Raw genomic sequence first — 12,871 nt, forward strand, 5'->3', positions numbered from 1 at the left:
GCTTGTGGCACGCGCGCGCGAACTTGGAATAAAAGCGGAATCGGGGCTTGAAATGTTGCTTTATCAGGGAGCGAAATCTTTTGAAATCTGGACCGGCATGGACGCGCCGGTTGAGGTGATGAAAAAAGCGCTTGGAGAGGGGTAGAAATTGGACGAAGATAGCCGGAGCGATTGAACAAAACGGGTGAGAAAATGAGGCAGAAAGGAAAAACATGGAGTCGTGAAGAAAATATTATTGTTTTAGATTTATATTTCCGTATTCCGTTCTCAAAATCCCGAGCAAGCCACCCGGAAGTTCAAAAAGTCGCAAAAATCATTGGGAGAACACCTGCATCTGTAAATTTGAAAATTGGAAACTTTGGAAGTTTTGATACAACTTTAGCAGAGAAAAAAATCAAGGGGCTCGTCCATACAAGCAAGTTAGACAAAGAAATCTGGAAAGAATTTGAAGGAAAATACCACTTGCTTTCACATGAAAGCCAAACTCTCAAAGCATCATTATTAGACAAAAACATTCCTGAAAAAGATGAAAGGCAACGGATTGGGAAAGACATCGTCGGGCTCACAAAAAGGCGTGTCGGACAACGATTTTTCAGAGAATCAATTCTTGCGTCTTATAACAACAAGTGCTGTATAACAGGCATTGACAATGAGATGCTCTTAATAGCAAGCCATATAAAACCGTGGAACAAGTGCGCAAAAGAGGAAAAAGCAAATCCTCAAAACGGATTATGCTTGAACGCTCTGCACGACAAAGCATTTGATAGAGGACTGATAACTGTAAATTCAGACTACAAAATTAAAACAAGTAAAATTTTAATGAAATTGGACAATCAGGCAGTAAAAGATTTTTTTGGTAAATACGAAGATTGTAAAATAAAAATTCCCGAAAGACTGCCGCCGGATAGAGAGTTTCTTGAGTGGCACGGAAAGAATGTCTTTGTTACTGACTGACCACCCTTTCCAAAACCCTCTCAAACTCTTTTGCGTTTTTCTGCCCTATGTGCGTTTCGCCTATCATTTTGTGAACGATTTTGCCGTCTCTGTCCACCAGATAAAAAGTGGGCCAGTAGCGGTTGTTCATTTTCCGCCAGTAGTGAAAATTGTTGTCCATCATAACGGGGTGGGAAATTTTGAATTTCTTCATTTTTTTCTTAAGATTTTCCCTGCTTTTTTCATGCTCAAATTCGGGCGTGTGTATGCCGAGTGCCTGAAAACCATCTTTTCCGAAACGTTTTTCAAGCGTGTGAAGCCACGGGAAAGAGCGGTATGAATTCCAGCAGTCAAAAGTCCAGAAATACACAAGCGTTACTCTGCCCTTCAAGTCCTTCCGCTCAAGCGGAGGGGAGTTGACCCATTCCAGCGGGCCGGACGAAGTAAATTCAGGCAGTTGCCTATCGTAAAAACCTTGAGCCCGCGCGGGCTCGCCAAAAACCGGCGCGAAGATAAAAAACGCGCTCAAAAGAAATGCGATTTTAATCATTCTCATAACCGTTCACGGAAGAAATCTGTCGGAGTTTTCCGCGCTTGGCAACACGCATGAATCAAATTTGCCGAACCACGCATAACGCCTGCGTGCGACATAGCCGTAAATAAAATCCCGTATAAAAGCGGGGACATACTCAAACGCCCGGACGAAACGCCAGCCGCCGCCCATTCGGGTGAGAATTTTAATCACCGCTCCGGAAAAACGGTGAACGCCCTCCTCGTCCATGTAAACAATGCTCCACTCGTGAAAATCCGGCGGCGCGGAAAAGGTTTTCGCGGCGGTCTGCCCCTGGAGCGTGGAAAAAAAGAAAATTTTGCGTGTGTCTCTTTTCAGAACAAAACGGACAAAACGGTTGCACAGTCCGCAAACGCCGTCAAAAAAAATTACAGGATTGCCGTATGGAAGGGGTTTCAAGAAAATACCGCAAGCAGAATTCCCGCGGCAACCGCCGAACCCAGAACCCCTGCCACATTGGGACCCATCGCGTGCATAAGCAACACATTTTGAGGATCTTCCTTCGCGCCGACATCCTGCGACACGCGCGCCGCCATCGGAACGGCCGACACGCCCGCAGAACCGATAAGCGGGTTTATCTTGTTCGTGGAAAACAGGTTGAGAAGTTTCGCCTTGAGAACGCCCGCAGCCGTTCCTATGCAGAAAGCCACCACTCCGAGTATCAAAATTCCGATTGTTTCAACCGTGAGAAACTCCTCAGCCGAAAGTTTTGAGCCGACTCCGAGCCCAAGAAATATGGTGGTTATGTTTATAAGCGAATTCTGCACCGTGTCCGAAAGACGGTCAACAACTCCGCACTCCTTCATTAGATTGCCGAACATGAAAAACCCTATAAGCGGAGCGGCTGACGGGAGAAAAAGCGCGCACAAAACAACGGAAATAAGCGGGAACATAATCTTCTCGGTTTTCCCGACCGGCCTGAGTTGTTTCATCCTTATCATCCTTTCCTCTTTTGTCGTCAGAGCTTTCATTATGGGAGGCTGAATGAGTGGAACAAGCGCCATATACGAATACGCGGCAACCGAAATCGCCCCCAGAAGACGCGGAGACAACTGAGAGGAAACATATATTGCCGTGGGCCCGTCCGCACCGCCGATGATGCCGATGTACGCCGCATCCGCAAAGGTAAAGTTTATGCCGTCAACATACCGCGTGAGCGCGAGCGCTCCTATGAGAGTGGCAAATATGCCGAACTGCGCGGCAACACCGAGCAGTATGGTTCTGGGATTGGCAAGAAGCGGCCCGAAGTCTGTCAGCGCCCCGACTCCCATGAAAATAATCAGCGGGAAAATGCCCGTTTTGATGCCCGCATCGTAAACATAGTTCAAAATCCCGCCCGGCTCACTTATGCCCGCAAGAGGGATGTTGGAAAGCACGCAACCAAAACCAATTGTAACAAGCAGAAGCGGCTCAAACTTTTTGGCAATTCCAAGATAGAGAAGAAGAAAGCCAACCGAAATCATAACGAACCGCCCCGGTCCGGCCACCCACGACTCCTCGTAGGACAAAAAGCCGCTCACCCCGGTCTCCCGCGTGAGATTGCGGAAAATATCCATAATACTCGGAAGGTCCGATCCCTCACCGCCCACGGCGAACGCCGGAAAAACGAGAAAAGCGAAAATCGCGAGAAAAGCGAAAATCGCAGTGAATAAAGGAGTTTTTTTCATTTTGTCAAACACGGTTGCAATGGTCAGTTCGGAGCGATTGTCAACAGAACCTGCCCCGATTCAACAACATCGGTCGCGGCAACCTCTATTGATGCAACAACCCCCGCGCACGGAGAAACGGCTGAGGTTTCCATCTTCATCGCTTCAAGCACAACAAGCGGTTGATTTTCCTCAACCTTGTCTCCGACCGCGACTGATATTTTACAAACATTTCCGGGAACGGCGGCGATGAGCGGCGTAACTTCCCCTGACGGCGCGGACGGAGCCGCCGCCGGAGCGCCGCCTTCGCTAATACTCACGGCATAGTCAGAGCCGTCAACCGTAACGGAGTAGGCGTTGTCTTTGGATTTGACGCTCACGGCGTAATCTTTTCCGTCAATGGTTGCCGTAAAAGCGTCCGGTGTCGTGCCGCCTTTGGGCTGCGCGGTTTTTTGGGCTTCGCCTTTCCTCACATTGACCGAGAAGTTTCCTTTGAGAAACTCAAGCCCCTTGTTCCCGCCCGGAGTCTCAAGAGCGCCGACTATGAAGATGTTCTCCTCGGTGGTTTCAAGCCCTTCTTTCTCAAGAATGGCTTTCGCCGGGGGAATTCCCGGCTTAATAATCTCAAGCGGGTCGCCGTCAAAACGGGGTTTACCCATCTGCTCTTCGGCGATTTTTACGACTTCGGGGTCGGGAGGTACCGGCGTGCGTCCGAAATAGCCAAGCACCATATTGCCGTATCCGTCTGCAATTTTTTTCCATTTGCCCTGAGTTACGTTTGAAAACGCCTGCTGAAAATAGAACTGCGAAACAGGCGTTACGGAGGTTCCGAAACCGCCTTTGGCGACACATTCGGACATCTCCTCTATCACCTTCGGGTAGAGTTCAAGCGTGTTGGTGTCGCGCATCATCATCGTGTTTGCCGTGAGCGCGCCGCCGGGCATTGGGGAGAGCAAAACTTCGGACGAAATTCCCAGCGCTTCGGGCGGAAAATAGTAATCCGCCATGCACTCTTTGAAAACCGCGTTCGCTTCAAGGATTTTTTTCATATCCACATCAAGCGTGAAATCCGTACCTTTGAGCGCACCACACATGGAAATGATGTCCGGCTGGGCGGTTCCGCCCGAAACCGGAGCCCGCGCAACGCATATTCCGTCGCAACCGGCCTCTATCGCGGCGGTGTATTGAACAACGCCCTGCGCGGCGGTTTCATGCGTGTGCACCCACAGCACCGTGTCTTTGCCGACAATCTCTCTGGCACCCTTAACCGTATCGTAAACCTTGCGGGGATTTGAGGTTCCGGAAGCGTCTTTGAAGCAGATTGAGTCAAAGGGAAGTCCGGAATCAAGAATTTCGCGCACTTTTTTGATGTAAAACTCCGAGTCATGCGCGCCTTCGCAACCGGGCGGAAGCTCCATCATCGTAACGACAACCTGATGGTGAATGCCTGCGTTTTTTATGCACTGCGCGGAATACTCAAGGTTGCGCACATCGTTGAGGGCATCAAAGTTTCTTATGTGGGTTATGCCGTGTTTTTTGAACATTCTGGCATGAAGGTCAATCATGTCTTTGGGCTGCGCGGACAGTGCGACCACATTGATTCCCCTCGCGAGCGTCTGGAGATTGGCATCGGGACCCGCGGCGCTTCTGAACCTGTCCATCATGTCAAAAGCGGACTCCCCGCAATACAGGAAAAGACTCTGAAATCTGGCTCCGCCGCCCGCCTCAAAATGGGTTATTCCGGCGTGAGACGCCGCTTCAACCGCCGGAAGGAAATCCCCGGTCAGTACGCGCGCGCCGAAAAATGACTGAAAACCGTCCCTGAAAGAAGTGTCTTGAAAAAGTATTTTCTTCATAACGAACGCCCTTTTTGCCTCTAAGCCCTCACCTTTTTCCGATTCCGGATGCCGAAAGCGCCGCCGCAATTACCGCCGCAATTCCGCCGTTCACACCCTTTGGAGCTGAATTCCGCGCCGACCCCGAAGCGGGCGTGACGGGCTGGGAAACACCGCTGAAAAAGTAGGCGGACACCTTTATCATGACAAAAAGAACGGAGAGAAAAATATAGACCACAAACATCCCCACGAACATCAGTTTTAACCCTTCAAATATCATCGTGCAAGCATTCCGGTAAGGGAAAATACGGCTATCATTTAACAACAAGGGCGGGGACTTGTCAACTTGACCGGAGCGTCAGTTGTGGTAGTTTTACGCCTGTCTGCCATGAAGAGAACTTTTCAGCCGCACAGGAAAAAAGCGATAAAAACCCACGGTTACCGCGCAAGAATGAGCACCGTGGGCGGACGCCGCGTTCTGAAAAGAAGAACGCAAAAGGGCAGACATGTTCTGACTGCCCAGTTCCGGGCAAAATGAGCAAAATCCGCGGCCAGGCGCTTCGGAAAAGAGAGAAACTAATGGAAAAAACCGAGTATGTGCGGGTTCTGAAAAAAGGGAAACGGCTTTCGTCTCAAAACTTCTCCGTTGTTATCGCCGAAAACGGGCTCGGCTTTGCGCGTGTCGGACGGGTTGTGACTAAAAAAACCGTTCCCGGCGCGGTTTCAAGAAACAAAATCAAACGTTATTTCCGGGAAATTTTCAGGGTTAACAAGTCGCAATTCGGTTCCAGTGACGTTATTTTCAGAGCGGAAAATGATGTGTCCGAAATACCTTTCGGGGCGGTTCGCGCGGAAATAATGGGTATGATTAGCGGAGAAAAATGAAATGGCAACCCGCGCCGCCTCAAGGCTTGCGATTTTCCTCATAGAGATATACCGCAAAACGATATCACCGTTGCTGGGCCCCCGTTGCCGCTTCCACCCCAGTTGCTCCGAATATTCCTCACAAGCCATCAAGACACACGGCCTGAGACGCGGAGCGGTGATGGCTGTGAGCAGGGTGGCGCGGTGTAACCCCTTTAACGCCGGCGGATATGACCCGGTGGAGAAATGAAACTGACATGCAGGATGAAAAACTCACTTCCAATTACATAATATTCGCCGTTCTCGCTCTGGGAATAATCTTCGGATATTCAAAACTGTTTCCGCAAAAACCGGCCGGAAATCCCGGGCCTGTGGTAACGGAAAGAGCGGATGTGCGGAACGTAAGCGTGGAGACGCACGCCGCGCGAACGGATGCGCAATGGGAGCCTCCGACCCTGCCGCAGGACGCCGTGCGGAGCGGAAAAACCATAGAGGTTCAAACCCCTCTCTACACGGCTTATGTGGACACTGCCGGGGGAACCATAAAAAAACTGGTTCTTAAACACTACTCTGAAAGCCCTGAAAACGGGTCGGAAAATCTCACGCTTGTCGGAGGCGTGTGGTCATCTCCGGAGGCGGTTTTGTCTCTGGGAAACACTAAACTCCCGCATCCGGTTCCGTTTGAATACAAAGGCGAAACCACGGTCACGGTGGGGAGGCTCGCAAGGGAAATTGCGCTTTCATACAAGCAAAACGGCGTCAGGATTGTCAAAAAACTGTCATTCGCGCCGGACACTTACCTGATTGGCGGCAAATACGAGATAGAAAACCGGTCGTCGCAAACCGTTGAATACGCCTTGCACTTTCTCCAGCGCGGAGAAATAGAGGAGGGAGATTACGGACCGACTAACGCCCTTGTTGTTTCTGTCGGCGGCGAGAAGAAACAGTTCAACGGCGGAGATGACGTAGGGCAGCCGCTCACGGGCGGGGTTGACTGGCTCGGATTTTCAAAAAAATATTTTATAATCGCGGCGCTTCCCGAATCGGGCGAAACAACACAGGTCAAGACTTTCACCAAAGACGGGCGCAAGATTAAAACGCGTTTTTCATACGGAAGATTTTCAATCCCTTCAGGCACGGTTTCGGAGCGCAAGTGGAAGGCGTATATGGGACCGAAGCGGGAAAAGATGCTTGCGGCGGCCGGCTACGGATTTGAAAACGCCATTGATTACGGCTGGTTTGGAACGCTGTCAAAACTTGCGGTGCGTATTCTGAAATACTCCAACAGTATTTTTAACAACTACGGGGTCTCAATAATTGTCATAACAGTCTTGTTCCGGTTGCTGTTTCTGCCTCTTTCCATAAAGGGAATGAGGTCAATGAAGAGAGTGCAGAAGAAAATGGAGGCCTTAAAACCCAAACTGGACGCGCTCAAGGAAAAGTTCAAGGACGACAAAAAACGCCAGAATGAAGAGATGATGAAGCTTTACGCAAGCCACGGAATAAACCCGCTCAGCAGTCTTGGCGGCTGCCTGCCGATGCTCGCGCAAGTTCCGGTGTTTATCGCGCTTTATTACGGGTTGCTGTATTCAATAGATCTACGGCACAGTTCGTTTCTGTGGATAAGCGACCTTTCCGCGCCGGAGATGCTGTTTGATGTGCCGGGAATTTCCGTGCCGTTCAGAATTCTTCCGCTCGCGATGGGAGTTTCGTGGTGGCTTTCAACAAAACTGACCCCCATGACGGCGGCCGGCGACACCGCCGCGATGCAGGCGAAAATAATGCAGTTTATGCCGCTTGTTTTCACATTTGTTATGTGGGATTTCCCTTCGGGGCTTGTGCTTTACTGGACGGCAAGCAATGTGTTGAGCGTGGCGCAACAGTTATATATAAACAGGAGTACATAAAGATAAAACAAGGAGGTAAAAGTATATGAGAGAGGTGGAAAAAGAAGCGGAAACTACCGATGAGGCTCTTGAAGAGGCACTTCTTGAACTCGGAGTCCGCAGGAACGAAGTTTACGTTGAGGTTCTTCGCAAGCCGTCAAAAGGTATTTTCGGAATCGGCGGCAGAAAGGCGAAAATCAGAGTTGCTCTGAAAGGCAAAGGCGGCGCGGACGGCTCGCCGCGTGAGGAGATGGCAAACTATTCGTCCGAAGAGGTGCGTGAACACGCACGCGAAGCGACAAAAAACATTCTGGACATCATAGACATCAAACACTCCATTAAGGTGTCTGAAACTGATTCAGCAATAGAGTTGGACTTGAATGTTGAGGAATCCCAGGGGTTGCTGATAGGAAAATACGGGGAAACCCTGAGAAACTTTGAATACATTGTTTCCAGAATAGTTGCGTCCAAAACCGGCAAGCCCCCCAATAGAGGCAAAAGGATTTCAATAGACGTCAACAACTACAAAAGGGAAAGGGAGAAAGAGATTGAAAGAAAAGCCGTTGAAGCCGCGAAAAAGGTAATTGAGTCCGGCAGACCGTTCACTTTTCACAGAATGCAGGCTTACGAAAGAAAAGTCGTTTACACAGCCGTGAAAGACATGAGCGGAATCAAGTTTGAGACAAAAGAGGACGGCAACGCGAAGAAAATCACCTTTCTGCCCGCCTCACAGGACAAGTGGAGATAACCTGCGCTTTGCGCGGTGAGGCGGAAAAATTTCTTGAAATCCTGTCCGGAGCCGGAAAAGGCGCAGTTTTAACCGGAGCCGGAATAAGCACCGAGTCCGGCATACCGGACTACAGGTCTCCCGATGAGGGGTTGTGGGAAAAGATGGACCAGTCGGTCGTGTCTCTTGACGGGTTTATACAAAACCCCGCCGCTTACTATTCATATGCTCTGGAACTCCACCCCGCCCGCAGCGCGGCAAAGCCCAACGCCGGACATTTTCTGTTTGCCGAACTTGAAGCGCGGAAAATGACCAACGGCGTAATAACTCAGAATGTGGACGGCTTGCACAACGAAGCGGGTTCCAAAACCGTGCACGAACTGCACGGCTCAATACGCGAAACGATATGCCTTGAATGCGGCGGAAAAACACCGATGGACGAGGTTATGCAAAGAGTGAAAAACGGACAAACGGCCCCCGAATGCGAATGCGGCGGAATATTGAAGCCCAACGCCGTTTTTTTTGGAGAGGCTCTTCCGCGCGAACCGTGGAATGCGGCCGTTGAACTTGTGGAGGAGTGCGGGGTTCTTATAGTTGCCGGTTCGTCTCTGGTGGTAACCCCGGCAAGCACACTTCCTCAAATCGCACTGAGAAACGGCGCGAAACTCATAATTCTCAATTTGATGGAAACGCCTTACGACGAAGATTCGGACCTTGTGGTGAGAGAAAAAATCGCCGCGTTCGCATCGGAAGCGGCGAAAATCCTCTCAGACTCAAAAACCGATATTCTTAATTGAAGAGATGCAAGCTGAGCCCTATACCGAAAGCAAGCGCGTCCGAATTGTGCTCGTAAGCAAATGAACTGTTCAGAGAAACTTTTTCGGTGAGACTGAAATTAGAGTCAATTCCAACCTCAATACCGTCTCCGAACTCATCCATCCAGTTGTAATCAATACCTAAAAGCGCTGTAAAACGCCCCTGACTTAACTCGGCGCCCGTGTTCAGCCCCCATACAAGCTCGGTGTTGCTGTATTCGGTAACTGACGACAGCTGTTTCACCTTTGTTGTGGAAATGCCGAACGTGGCTCCCGCGAGCAATTTGATGTGCGGGTTGACGCTCTTGTATACGGTCGGATTGACTAGCGCATCGAAAACCCACGCCTTGTCTTGCGAACCGACCTGCGCGTAAGACAGTTCGGTAATGAAATCCATGTTTGACTGCGGGAAAAAACTTGTGTCAATCTGAATTCCCTGAAACCTGCGGTTAAGTGAGTGGCGGGCAATGTCACCACCAAACTCTTTTGAGATGAATTTGGTCGTTATGTAACGGCTACCCAGCATGCCATTCGAGTCGGTTTCCGCTGCGGACGGAAAAACGCCGACAGATACAACTGCCAAACCTACAACCAGTGACGATAGTATGAACCTTTTCATTGTTATTTCTCCTCTCCTGTTTCCCCCAGCCATAGGGCTGGAGTTAAATTATAAACCAATCAAGACATATTTAACAAGACAAAATTGAATTTGTGGGCGCCGGATAACTCAGATTTTTTAGTCCGATTCCCTTCTCTGGACAAGAATAACCCATTTGCCTTTCTGTACAACCTCATTTTCCTGATTAAGAACCTCAAGATCCCAGATGAGAAAACCCATGTTGGGTCTCTTGTGTTCGCGTTTTTCGGCGAGTTTGCGTTTAATTTTTATCGTGTCTCCGAACTTGACCGCTCCCGAAAAACGCCAGTCTTCAAGCCCCATAAACGCGATGGTCGCGAGCCGCGGCATTGTGAACCACAGACCCGAAGATATTGAAAGAACGCACAATCCGTGGGCGACTCTGGTTTTGAAAACCGTCTTTTTCGCAAACTCCTCATCTATGTGCATGTTGTTGAAATCCGCCGAAAGCCCGGCGAAGTTCATAACATCGGCTTCAGTAACCGTTCTGCCGGTGCTTTCGTGCTCCTCGCCGACCTCAATGTCTTCGTAGAAAACCTTTGACATAATAGACTTCCTCCTGCTCCTATTTCGCGGGACGGAACTTTGGAAGCGTTACTTCTTCGGTAACATCGTCAAAAACGACCTCAACTTCCATTCCTATCTCCACATCGTTCACATCGCATTCAACGATGTTTGACATCATCTTCACCCCTTCGTCAAGCTCCACGAGCGCAACCACGTAAGCGCCGTCTTCTTTGTAGGCCTTTGTGGGGCCCATGTGGTGGATTGAGAAGGTCCAGATTTTCCCTTTGCCCGGAGACTTGACCCACTCAATGTCGGCACTCATGTCGTCTCCCGGGGAGAGCGCTCTGGGGTAAAAGAAAAATTTTCCCGTCTGCTTTGATCTGGGAAGCATAAGATCATGCTTCTTGCAACCATCCCAGAAAGGTTTTGTTTCCGGACGAAATTCCGGAAGCGGTTTTGCGTATTTGTTTTCAGCCATAATTTAAGATTCCTCCGTTTAAAATATGAAACGCTCCGGTCAGTTAAGCGGCTGGTTGCCCAGCAGAACCGTGCTGTGAGCGCTCACGATGCCACCGTTGCCGTGCACAAGGGCGAGTTCAGCGCCGTCAATCTGCCTTTTGCCCGCCGTGCCGCGAAGCTGCAAAGTCGCTTCAACAACGTGGTGCATGGCTCCGAGATGCGCTTGAGACAAAAGCCCGCCGTGCGTGTTGACCGGCAGGTCTTTACCCCTTTCCATTCTGCCTTCAAGGGCGAAAGGACCGCCCTCTCCGGGCTTCACAAATCCGAGTCCTTCAAGTTCAAGCAGAACCGTTATCGTGAAGCAATCGTAAAGAAACGCGACATCAACATCGTCCGTTGTAACACCGGCGGTGCCGAACGCTTTGTCTCCCGAAGCTTTCACTGCGCCGTATATCTGCCCCAAATCGTTCAGTGTGGTCAGATACTGGTGGGAATACCCCTGTCCCATTCCCCACAGGTAGGCGAGGTTGTTGCTTATGCCGAGTTCTTTCGCCTTATCCTCGGTTGTGATGATGAAAGCGCAACCGCCGTCAGAGATGATTGAGCAGTCGTATTTGGTGAGCGGCTCCGCAATTATGCGGGACTCAAGCACTTCCTCAACCGAAAGAGGCTCTTTGTTCATCGCGTTTTCCTTGTCCGCCGCGTGTTTTCTCATTGTCGTGGCAACCGCGGCAAGGTGCTCCCTGCTGTTTCCGTACTCATGCAGATACCTCTGTGCCGCAAGAGCGTATCCGCCCGGGGTCGTGAGACCGTAGGGGAATTCAAACTCCGCGTGGCACATCTCCCTTATAAGAGCCATCATTCCCGAAGACGATATTCCCGAAAGCGTGTTGTCCCCTCTAACGCACAGAACGACTTCCGCCTGCCCTGAAGCGATAGCCATCGCCGCTTCGGCGACCATCCACACCGCCGTGGAACCGCCAACCGCTATGGAAGAGAAAAACTTCGGTTTCATTCCGAAATAGTCCGCAAAAGTTGTGCAGTGCATAAAGGTATGCTCCACAAGCGAAAACGCCGTTACGAGACCGTCAACATCCGTTTTTTTGATTCCGGCGTCTTCTATCGCGATTTTTGACGCTTCGGAAAGAAATTGAAAAGAACTTTTGTCAGGGATTCTGCCCTGCTCCGTCTCGCCGACTCCGGCGATGACTATTTTGTGTTTTTTCAGAAGCTCACGGGCTTCTTTCATACCGACTTCCGCGCTCATTGGTAATACTCCCCCTTGTCTTGAATAAACAGGGCTTATACACTACAACGGACGGAAAAAATGTCAAACGATTGCGCGGGCGCGAGCGTTCTGAATATGGCGATTTTAAGCAAAACGGAAGTCCAAAAGAAACTGAAAAAACTGCCCGGTTGGAAGGCGGGCAAAAGTTCCATTTACACAAACTTCACGCTCGCGAACTTCTCCGAAGCGCTGGCTTTTGTGGTGCGCGTTGGAATTGAGGCGGAAAAAGCCGATCACCACCCCGACATTCTCATGCACGGCTGGAAAAAGGTGAAGATCACGCTTTCCACGCACAGCGAGGGCGGCGTTACCGGAAAAGACTTCGCGCTCGCGGTGAAAATCTTAAAGCTGGGAGGAGGCACAAAATGAGTCTTTCACTTTCAAAGGTGAACTTCACATCGGTCATCATCGCGTCCATTATCGCGTTTGTGCTCGGAGCCGTTTGGTATAACGAGGCGGTTTTCGGCGGGATTTTCATGGAAGTGATGGGCATAACCGAAGCAGACGACACGCCGCTGAAACTTGCGGTTGAGTTCGTAAAGCAGTTTCTTGTGTGCCTTGCCGTTGCGTTAATCGCGGCAAGAGCGGGAATGATAGGCATCCGGGACGGTTACAAGTTGAGCTTTGTCGTGGGAAACAATTGTCGGCGCGGTTATTTTGAGCCAACACACCTGGGGCGATATTCCGCTGGTCGTAACCGTGA

General features: G+C 50.3%; 19 protein-coding genes. 10 read left to right on the forward strand and 9 right to left on the reverse strand.

Features of this window, described 5'->3' with window-relative positions; genetic code table 11:
• Nucleotides 1-52: 52 nt before the first annotated feature.
• Nucleotides 53-145: a hypothetical protein gene (locus ACY430_RS00680; RefSeq protein ID WP_462137005.1), complete on the forward strand. Its 93-nt coding sequence runs from the start codon at nt 53-55 to the stop codon at nt 143-145.
• A gap of 47 nt (nt 146-192) precedes the next feature.
• Nucleotides 193-954 carry an HNH endonuclease gene (locus ACY430_RS00685; RefSeq protein ID WP_462136988.1) on the forward strand — a complete coding sequence of 254 codons (762 nt, stop codon included), beginning with the start codon at nt 193-195 and terminating at the stop codon, nt 952-954.
• Here ACY430_RS00685 and ACY430_RS00690 read toward each other — a convergent pair.
• The 5 genes from ACY430_RS00690 to ACY430_RS00710 form a co-directional block, all read right to left on the reverse strand.
• Nucleotides 944-1,489, reverse strand: a complete 546-nt coding sequence (locus ACY430_RS00690; protein WP_462136989.1) for a thioredoxin-like domain-containing protein — start codon at nt 1,487-1,489, stop codon at nt 944-946. The genes ACY430_RS00685 and ACY430_RS00690 overlap by 11 nt on opposite strands.
• A gap of 6 nt (nt 1,490-1,495) precedes the next feature.
• The gene (locus tag ACY430_RS00695) at nt 1,496-1,903 is read right to left on the reverse strand and encodes a thiol-disulfide oxidoreductase DCC family protein (protein ID WP_462136990.1); all 408 of its coding nucleotides are present in this window, start codon (nt 1,901-1,903) and stop codon (nt 1,496-1,498) included.
• Nucleotides 1,900-3,060, reverse strand: a complete 1,161-nt coding sequence (locus ACY430_RS00700; protein ID WP_462137006.1) for a sodium ion-translocating decarboxylase subunit beta — start codon at nt 3,058-3,060, stop codon at nt 1,900-1,902. The genes ACY430_RS00695 and ACY430_RS00700 overlap by 4 nt, the downstream gene beginning before the upstream one ends.
• A gap of 134 nt (nt 3,061-3,194) precedes the next feature.
• Nucleotides 3,195-5,006 carry a biotin/lipoyl-containing protein gene (locus ACY430_RS00705; RefSeq protein WP_462136991.1) on the reverse strand — a complete coding sequence of 604 codons (1,812 nt, stop codon included), beginning with the start codon at nt 5,004-5,006 and terminating at the stop codon, nt 3,195-3,197.
• A 28-nt stretch (nt 5,007-5,034) separates the two neighbouring features.
• Nucleotides 5,035-5,265 (reverse strand): OadG family transporter subunit, encoded by a 231-nt coding sequence (locus tag ACY430_RS00710; protein WP_462136992.1) that lies wholly within the window; start codon nt 5,263-5,265, stop codon nt 5,035-5,037.
• Nucleotides 5,266-5,373: 108 nt separating this feature from the next.
• Between ACY430_RS00710 and rpmH the strand changes: the two genes are divergently transcribed.
• The 6 genes from rpmH to ACY430_RS00740 are packed head-to-tail and all read left to right on the forward strand — an operon-like array spanning nt 5,374 to nt 9,259.
• Nucleotides 5,374-5,523: a 50S ribosomal protein L34 gene (gene rpmH, locus ACY430_RS00715; protein WP_462136993.1), complete on the forward strand. Its 150-nt coding sequence runs from the start codon at nt 5,374-5,376 to the stop codon at nt 5,521-5,523.
• On the forward strand, nt 5,520-5,870 hold the full coding sequence (gene rnpA / locus ACY430_RS00720; protein ID WP_462136994.1) for a ribonuclease P protein component: 351 nt from the start codon (nt 5,520-5,522) through the stop codon (nt 5,868-5,870). The genes rpmH and rnpA overlap by 4 nt, the downstream gene beginning before the upstream one ends.
• Before the next feature lies 1 nt (nt 5,871).
• Nucleotides 5,872-6,099, forward strand: coding sequence for a membrane protein insertion efficiency factor YidD (gene yidD, locus ACY430_RS00725; protein ID WP_462136995.1), 228 nt, complete (start codon nt 5,872-5,874; stop codon nt 6,097-6,099).
• The gene (gene yidC / locus ACY430_RS00730) at nt 6,080-7,756 is read left to right on the forward strand and encodes a membrane protein insertase YidC (protein ID WP_462136996.1); all 1,677 of its coding nucleotides are present in this window, start codon (nt 6,080-6,082) and stop codon (nt 7,754-7,756) included. The genes yidD and yidC overlap by 20 nt, the downstream gene beginning before the upstream one ends.
• A 25-nt stretch (nt 7,757-7,781) precedes the next feature.
• Nucleotides 7,782-8,483: a Jag family protein gene (locus ACY430_RS00735; RefSeq protein WP_462136997.1), complete on the forward strand. Its 702-nt coding sequence runs from the start codon at nt 7,782-7,784 to the stop codon at nt 8,481-8,483.
• Nucleotides 8,474-9,259, forward strand: coding sequence for an SIR2 family NAD-dependent protein deacylase (locus ACY430_RS00740; protein ID WP_462136998.1), 786 nt, complete (start codon nt 8,474-8,476; stop codon nt 9,257-9,259). Before ACY430_RS00735 ends, ACY430_RS00740 begins: the two co-directional genes overlap by 10 nt.
• On the opposite strand, the gene ACY430_RS00745 is transcribed toward ACY430_RS00740, so the two are convergent.
• The 4 genes from ACY430_RS00745 to ACY430_RS00760 form a co-directional block, all read right to left on the reverse strand.
• Entirely contained in the window at nt 9,252-9,896 is a 645-nt protein-coding gene (locus ACY430_RS00745) for a hypothetical protein (RefSeq protein WP_462136999.1), read from the reverse strand. The genes ACY430_RS00740 and ACY430_RS00745 overlap by 8 nt on opposite strands.
• 117 nt (nt 9,897-10,013) lie before the next feature.
• Nucleotides 10,014-10,460 (reverse strand): MaoC family dehydratase, encoded by a 447-nt coding sequence (locus ACY430_RS00750; protein ID WP_462137000.1) that lies wholly within the window; start codon nt 10,458-10,460, stop codon nt 10,014-10,016.
• A 19-nt stretch (nt 10,461-10,479) separates the two neighbouring features.
• Nucleotides 10,480-10,899 carry a Zn-ribbon domain-containing OB-fold protein gene (locus ACY430_RS00755; RefSeq protein WP_462137001.1) on the reverse strand — a complete coding sequence of 140 codons (420 nt, stop codon included), beginning with the start codon at nt 10,897-10,899 and terminating at the stop codon, nt 10,480-10,482.
• Nucleotides 10,900-10,938: 39 nt separating this feature from the next.
• Nucleotides 10,939-12,147, reverse strand: coding sequence for a thiolase family protein (locus ACY430_RS00760; RefSeq protein ID WP_462137002.1), 1,209 nt, complete (start codon nt 12,145-12,147; stop codon nt 10,939-10,941).
• Nucleotides 12,148-12,207: 60 nt separating this feature from the next.
• On the opposite strand from ACY430_RS00760, the gene ACY430_RS00765 reads away from it, so the two are divergent.
• Together ACY430_RS00765 and ACY430_RS00770 are read left to right on the forward strand one after the other, a co-directional pair.
• A complete protein-coding gene (locus ACY430_RS00765; RefSeq protein WP_462137003.1) occupies nt 12,208-12,537 on the forward strand; it encodes a 4a-hydroxytetrahydrobiopterin dehydratase in 330 nt (109 codons plus the stop codon).
• Nucleotides 12,534-12,871, forward strand: a 338-nt coding sequence (locus ACY430_RS00770; RefSeq protein WP_462137004.1) for a DUF1761 domain-containing protein, incomplete at its 3' end; no start/stop codon positions are given. The genes ACY430_RS00765 and ACY430_RS00770, both read left to right, overlap by 4 nt.

Source organism: Candidatus Mycalebacterium sp. (assembly GCF_977828045.1).

Bases quoted from the DNA above. Each gene is read 5' to 3' on its own strand.
- ACY430_RS00750 (WP_462137000.1), bottom strand. From the start codon at position 10,460: ATGTCAAAGGTTTTCTACGAAGACATTGAGGTCGGCGAGGAGCACGAA.
- ACY430_RS00745 (WP_462136999.1), bottom strand. From the start codon at position 9,896: ATGAAAAGGTTCATACTATCGTCACTGGTTGTAGGTTTGGCAGTTGTA.
- ACY430_RS00760 (WP_462137002.1), bottom strand. From the start codon at position 12,147: ATGAGCGCGGAAGTCGGTATGAAAGAAGCCCGTGAGCTTCTGAAAAAA.
- ACY430_RS00690 (WP_462136989.1), bottom strand. From the start codon at position 1,489: ATGAGAATGATTAAAATCGCATTTCTTTTGAGCGCGTTTTTTATCTTC.
- yidC (WP_462136996.1), top strand. From the start codon at position 6,080: ATGACCCGGTGGAGAAATGAAACTGACATGCAGGATGAAAAACTCACT.
- rpmH (WP_462136993.1), top strand. From the start codon at position 5,374: ATGAAGAGAACTTTTCAGCCGCACAGGAAAAAAGCGATAAAAACCCAC.
- yidD (WP_462136995.1), top strand. From the start codon at position 5,872: ATGGCAACCCGCGCCGCCTCAAGGCTTGCGATTTTCCTCATAGAGATA.
- ACY430_RS00700 (WP_462137006.1), bottom strand. From the start codon at position 3,060: ATGGATATTTTCCGCAATCTCACGCGGGAGACCGGGGTGAGCGGCTTT.
- rnpA (WP_462136994.1), top strand. From the start codon at position 5,520: ATGAGCAAAATCCGCGGCCAGGCGCTTCGGAAAAGAGAGAAACTAATG.
- ACY430_RS00765 (WP_462137003.1), top strand. From the start codon at position 12,208: ATGTCAAACGATTGCGCGGGCGCGAGCGTTCTGAATATGGCGATTTTA.
- ACY430_RS00735 (WP_462136997.1), top strand. From the start codon at position 7,782: ATGAGAGAGGTGGAAAAAGAAGCGGAAACTACCGATGAGGCTCTTGAA.
- ACY430_RS00685 (WP_462136988.1), top strand. From the start codon at position 193: ATGAGGCAGAAAGGAAAAACATGGAGTCGTGAAGAAAATATTATTGTT.
- ACY430_RS00710 (WP_462136992.1), bottom strand. From the start codon at position 5,265: ATGATATTTGAAGGGTTAAAACTGATGTTCGTGGGGATGTTTGTGGTC.
- ACY430_RS00755 (WP_462137001.1), bottom strand. From the start codon at position 10,899: ATGGCTGAAAACAAATACGCAAAACCGCTTCCGGAATTTCGTCCGGAA.
- ACY430_RS00680 (WP_462137005.1), top strand. From the start codon at position 53: ATGTTGCTTTATCAGGGAGCGAAATCTTTTGAAATCTGGACCGGCATG.
- ACY430_RS00705 (WP_462136991.1), bottom strand. From the start codon at position 5,006: ATGAAGAAAATACTTTTTCAAGACACTTCTTTCAGGGACGGTTTTCAG.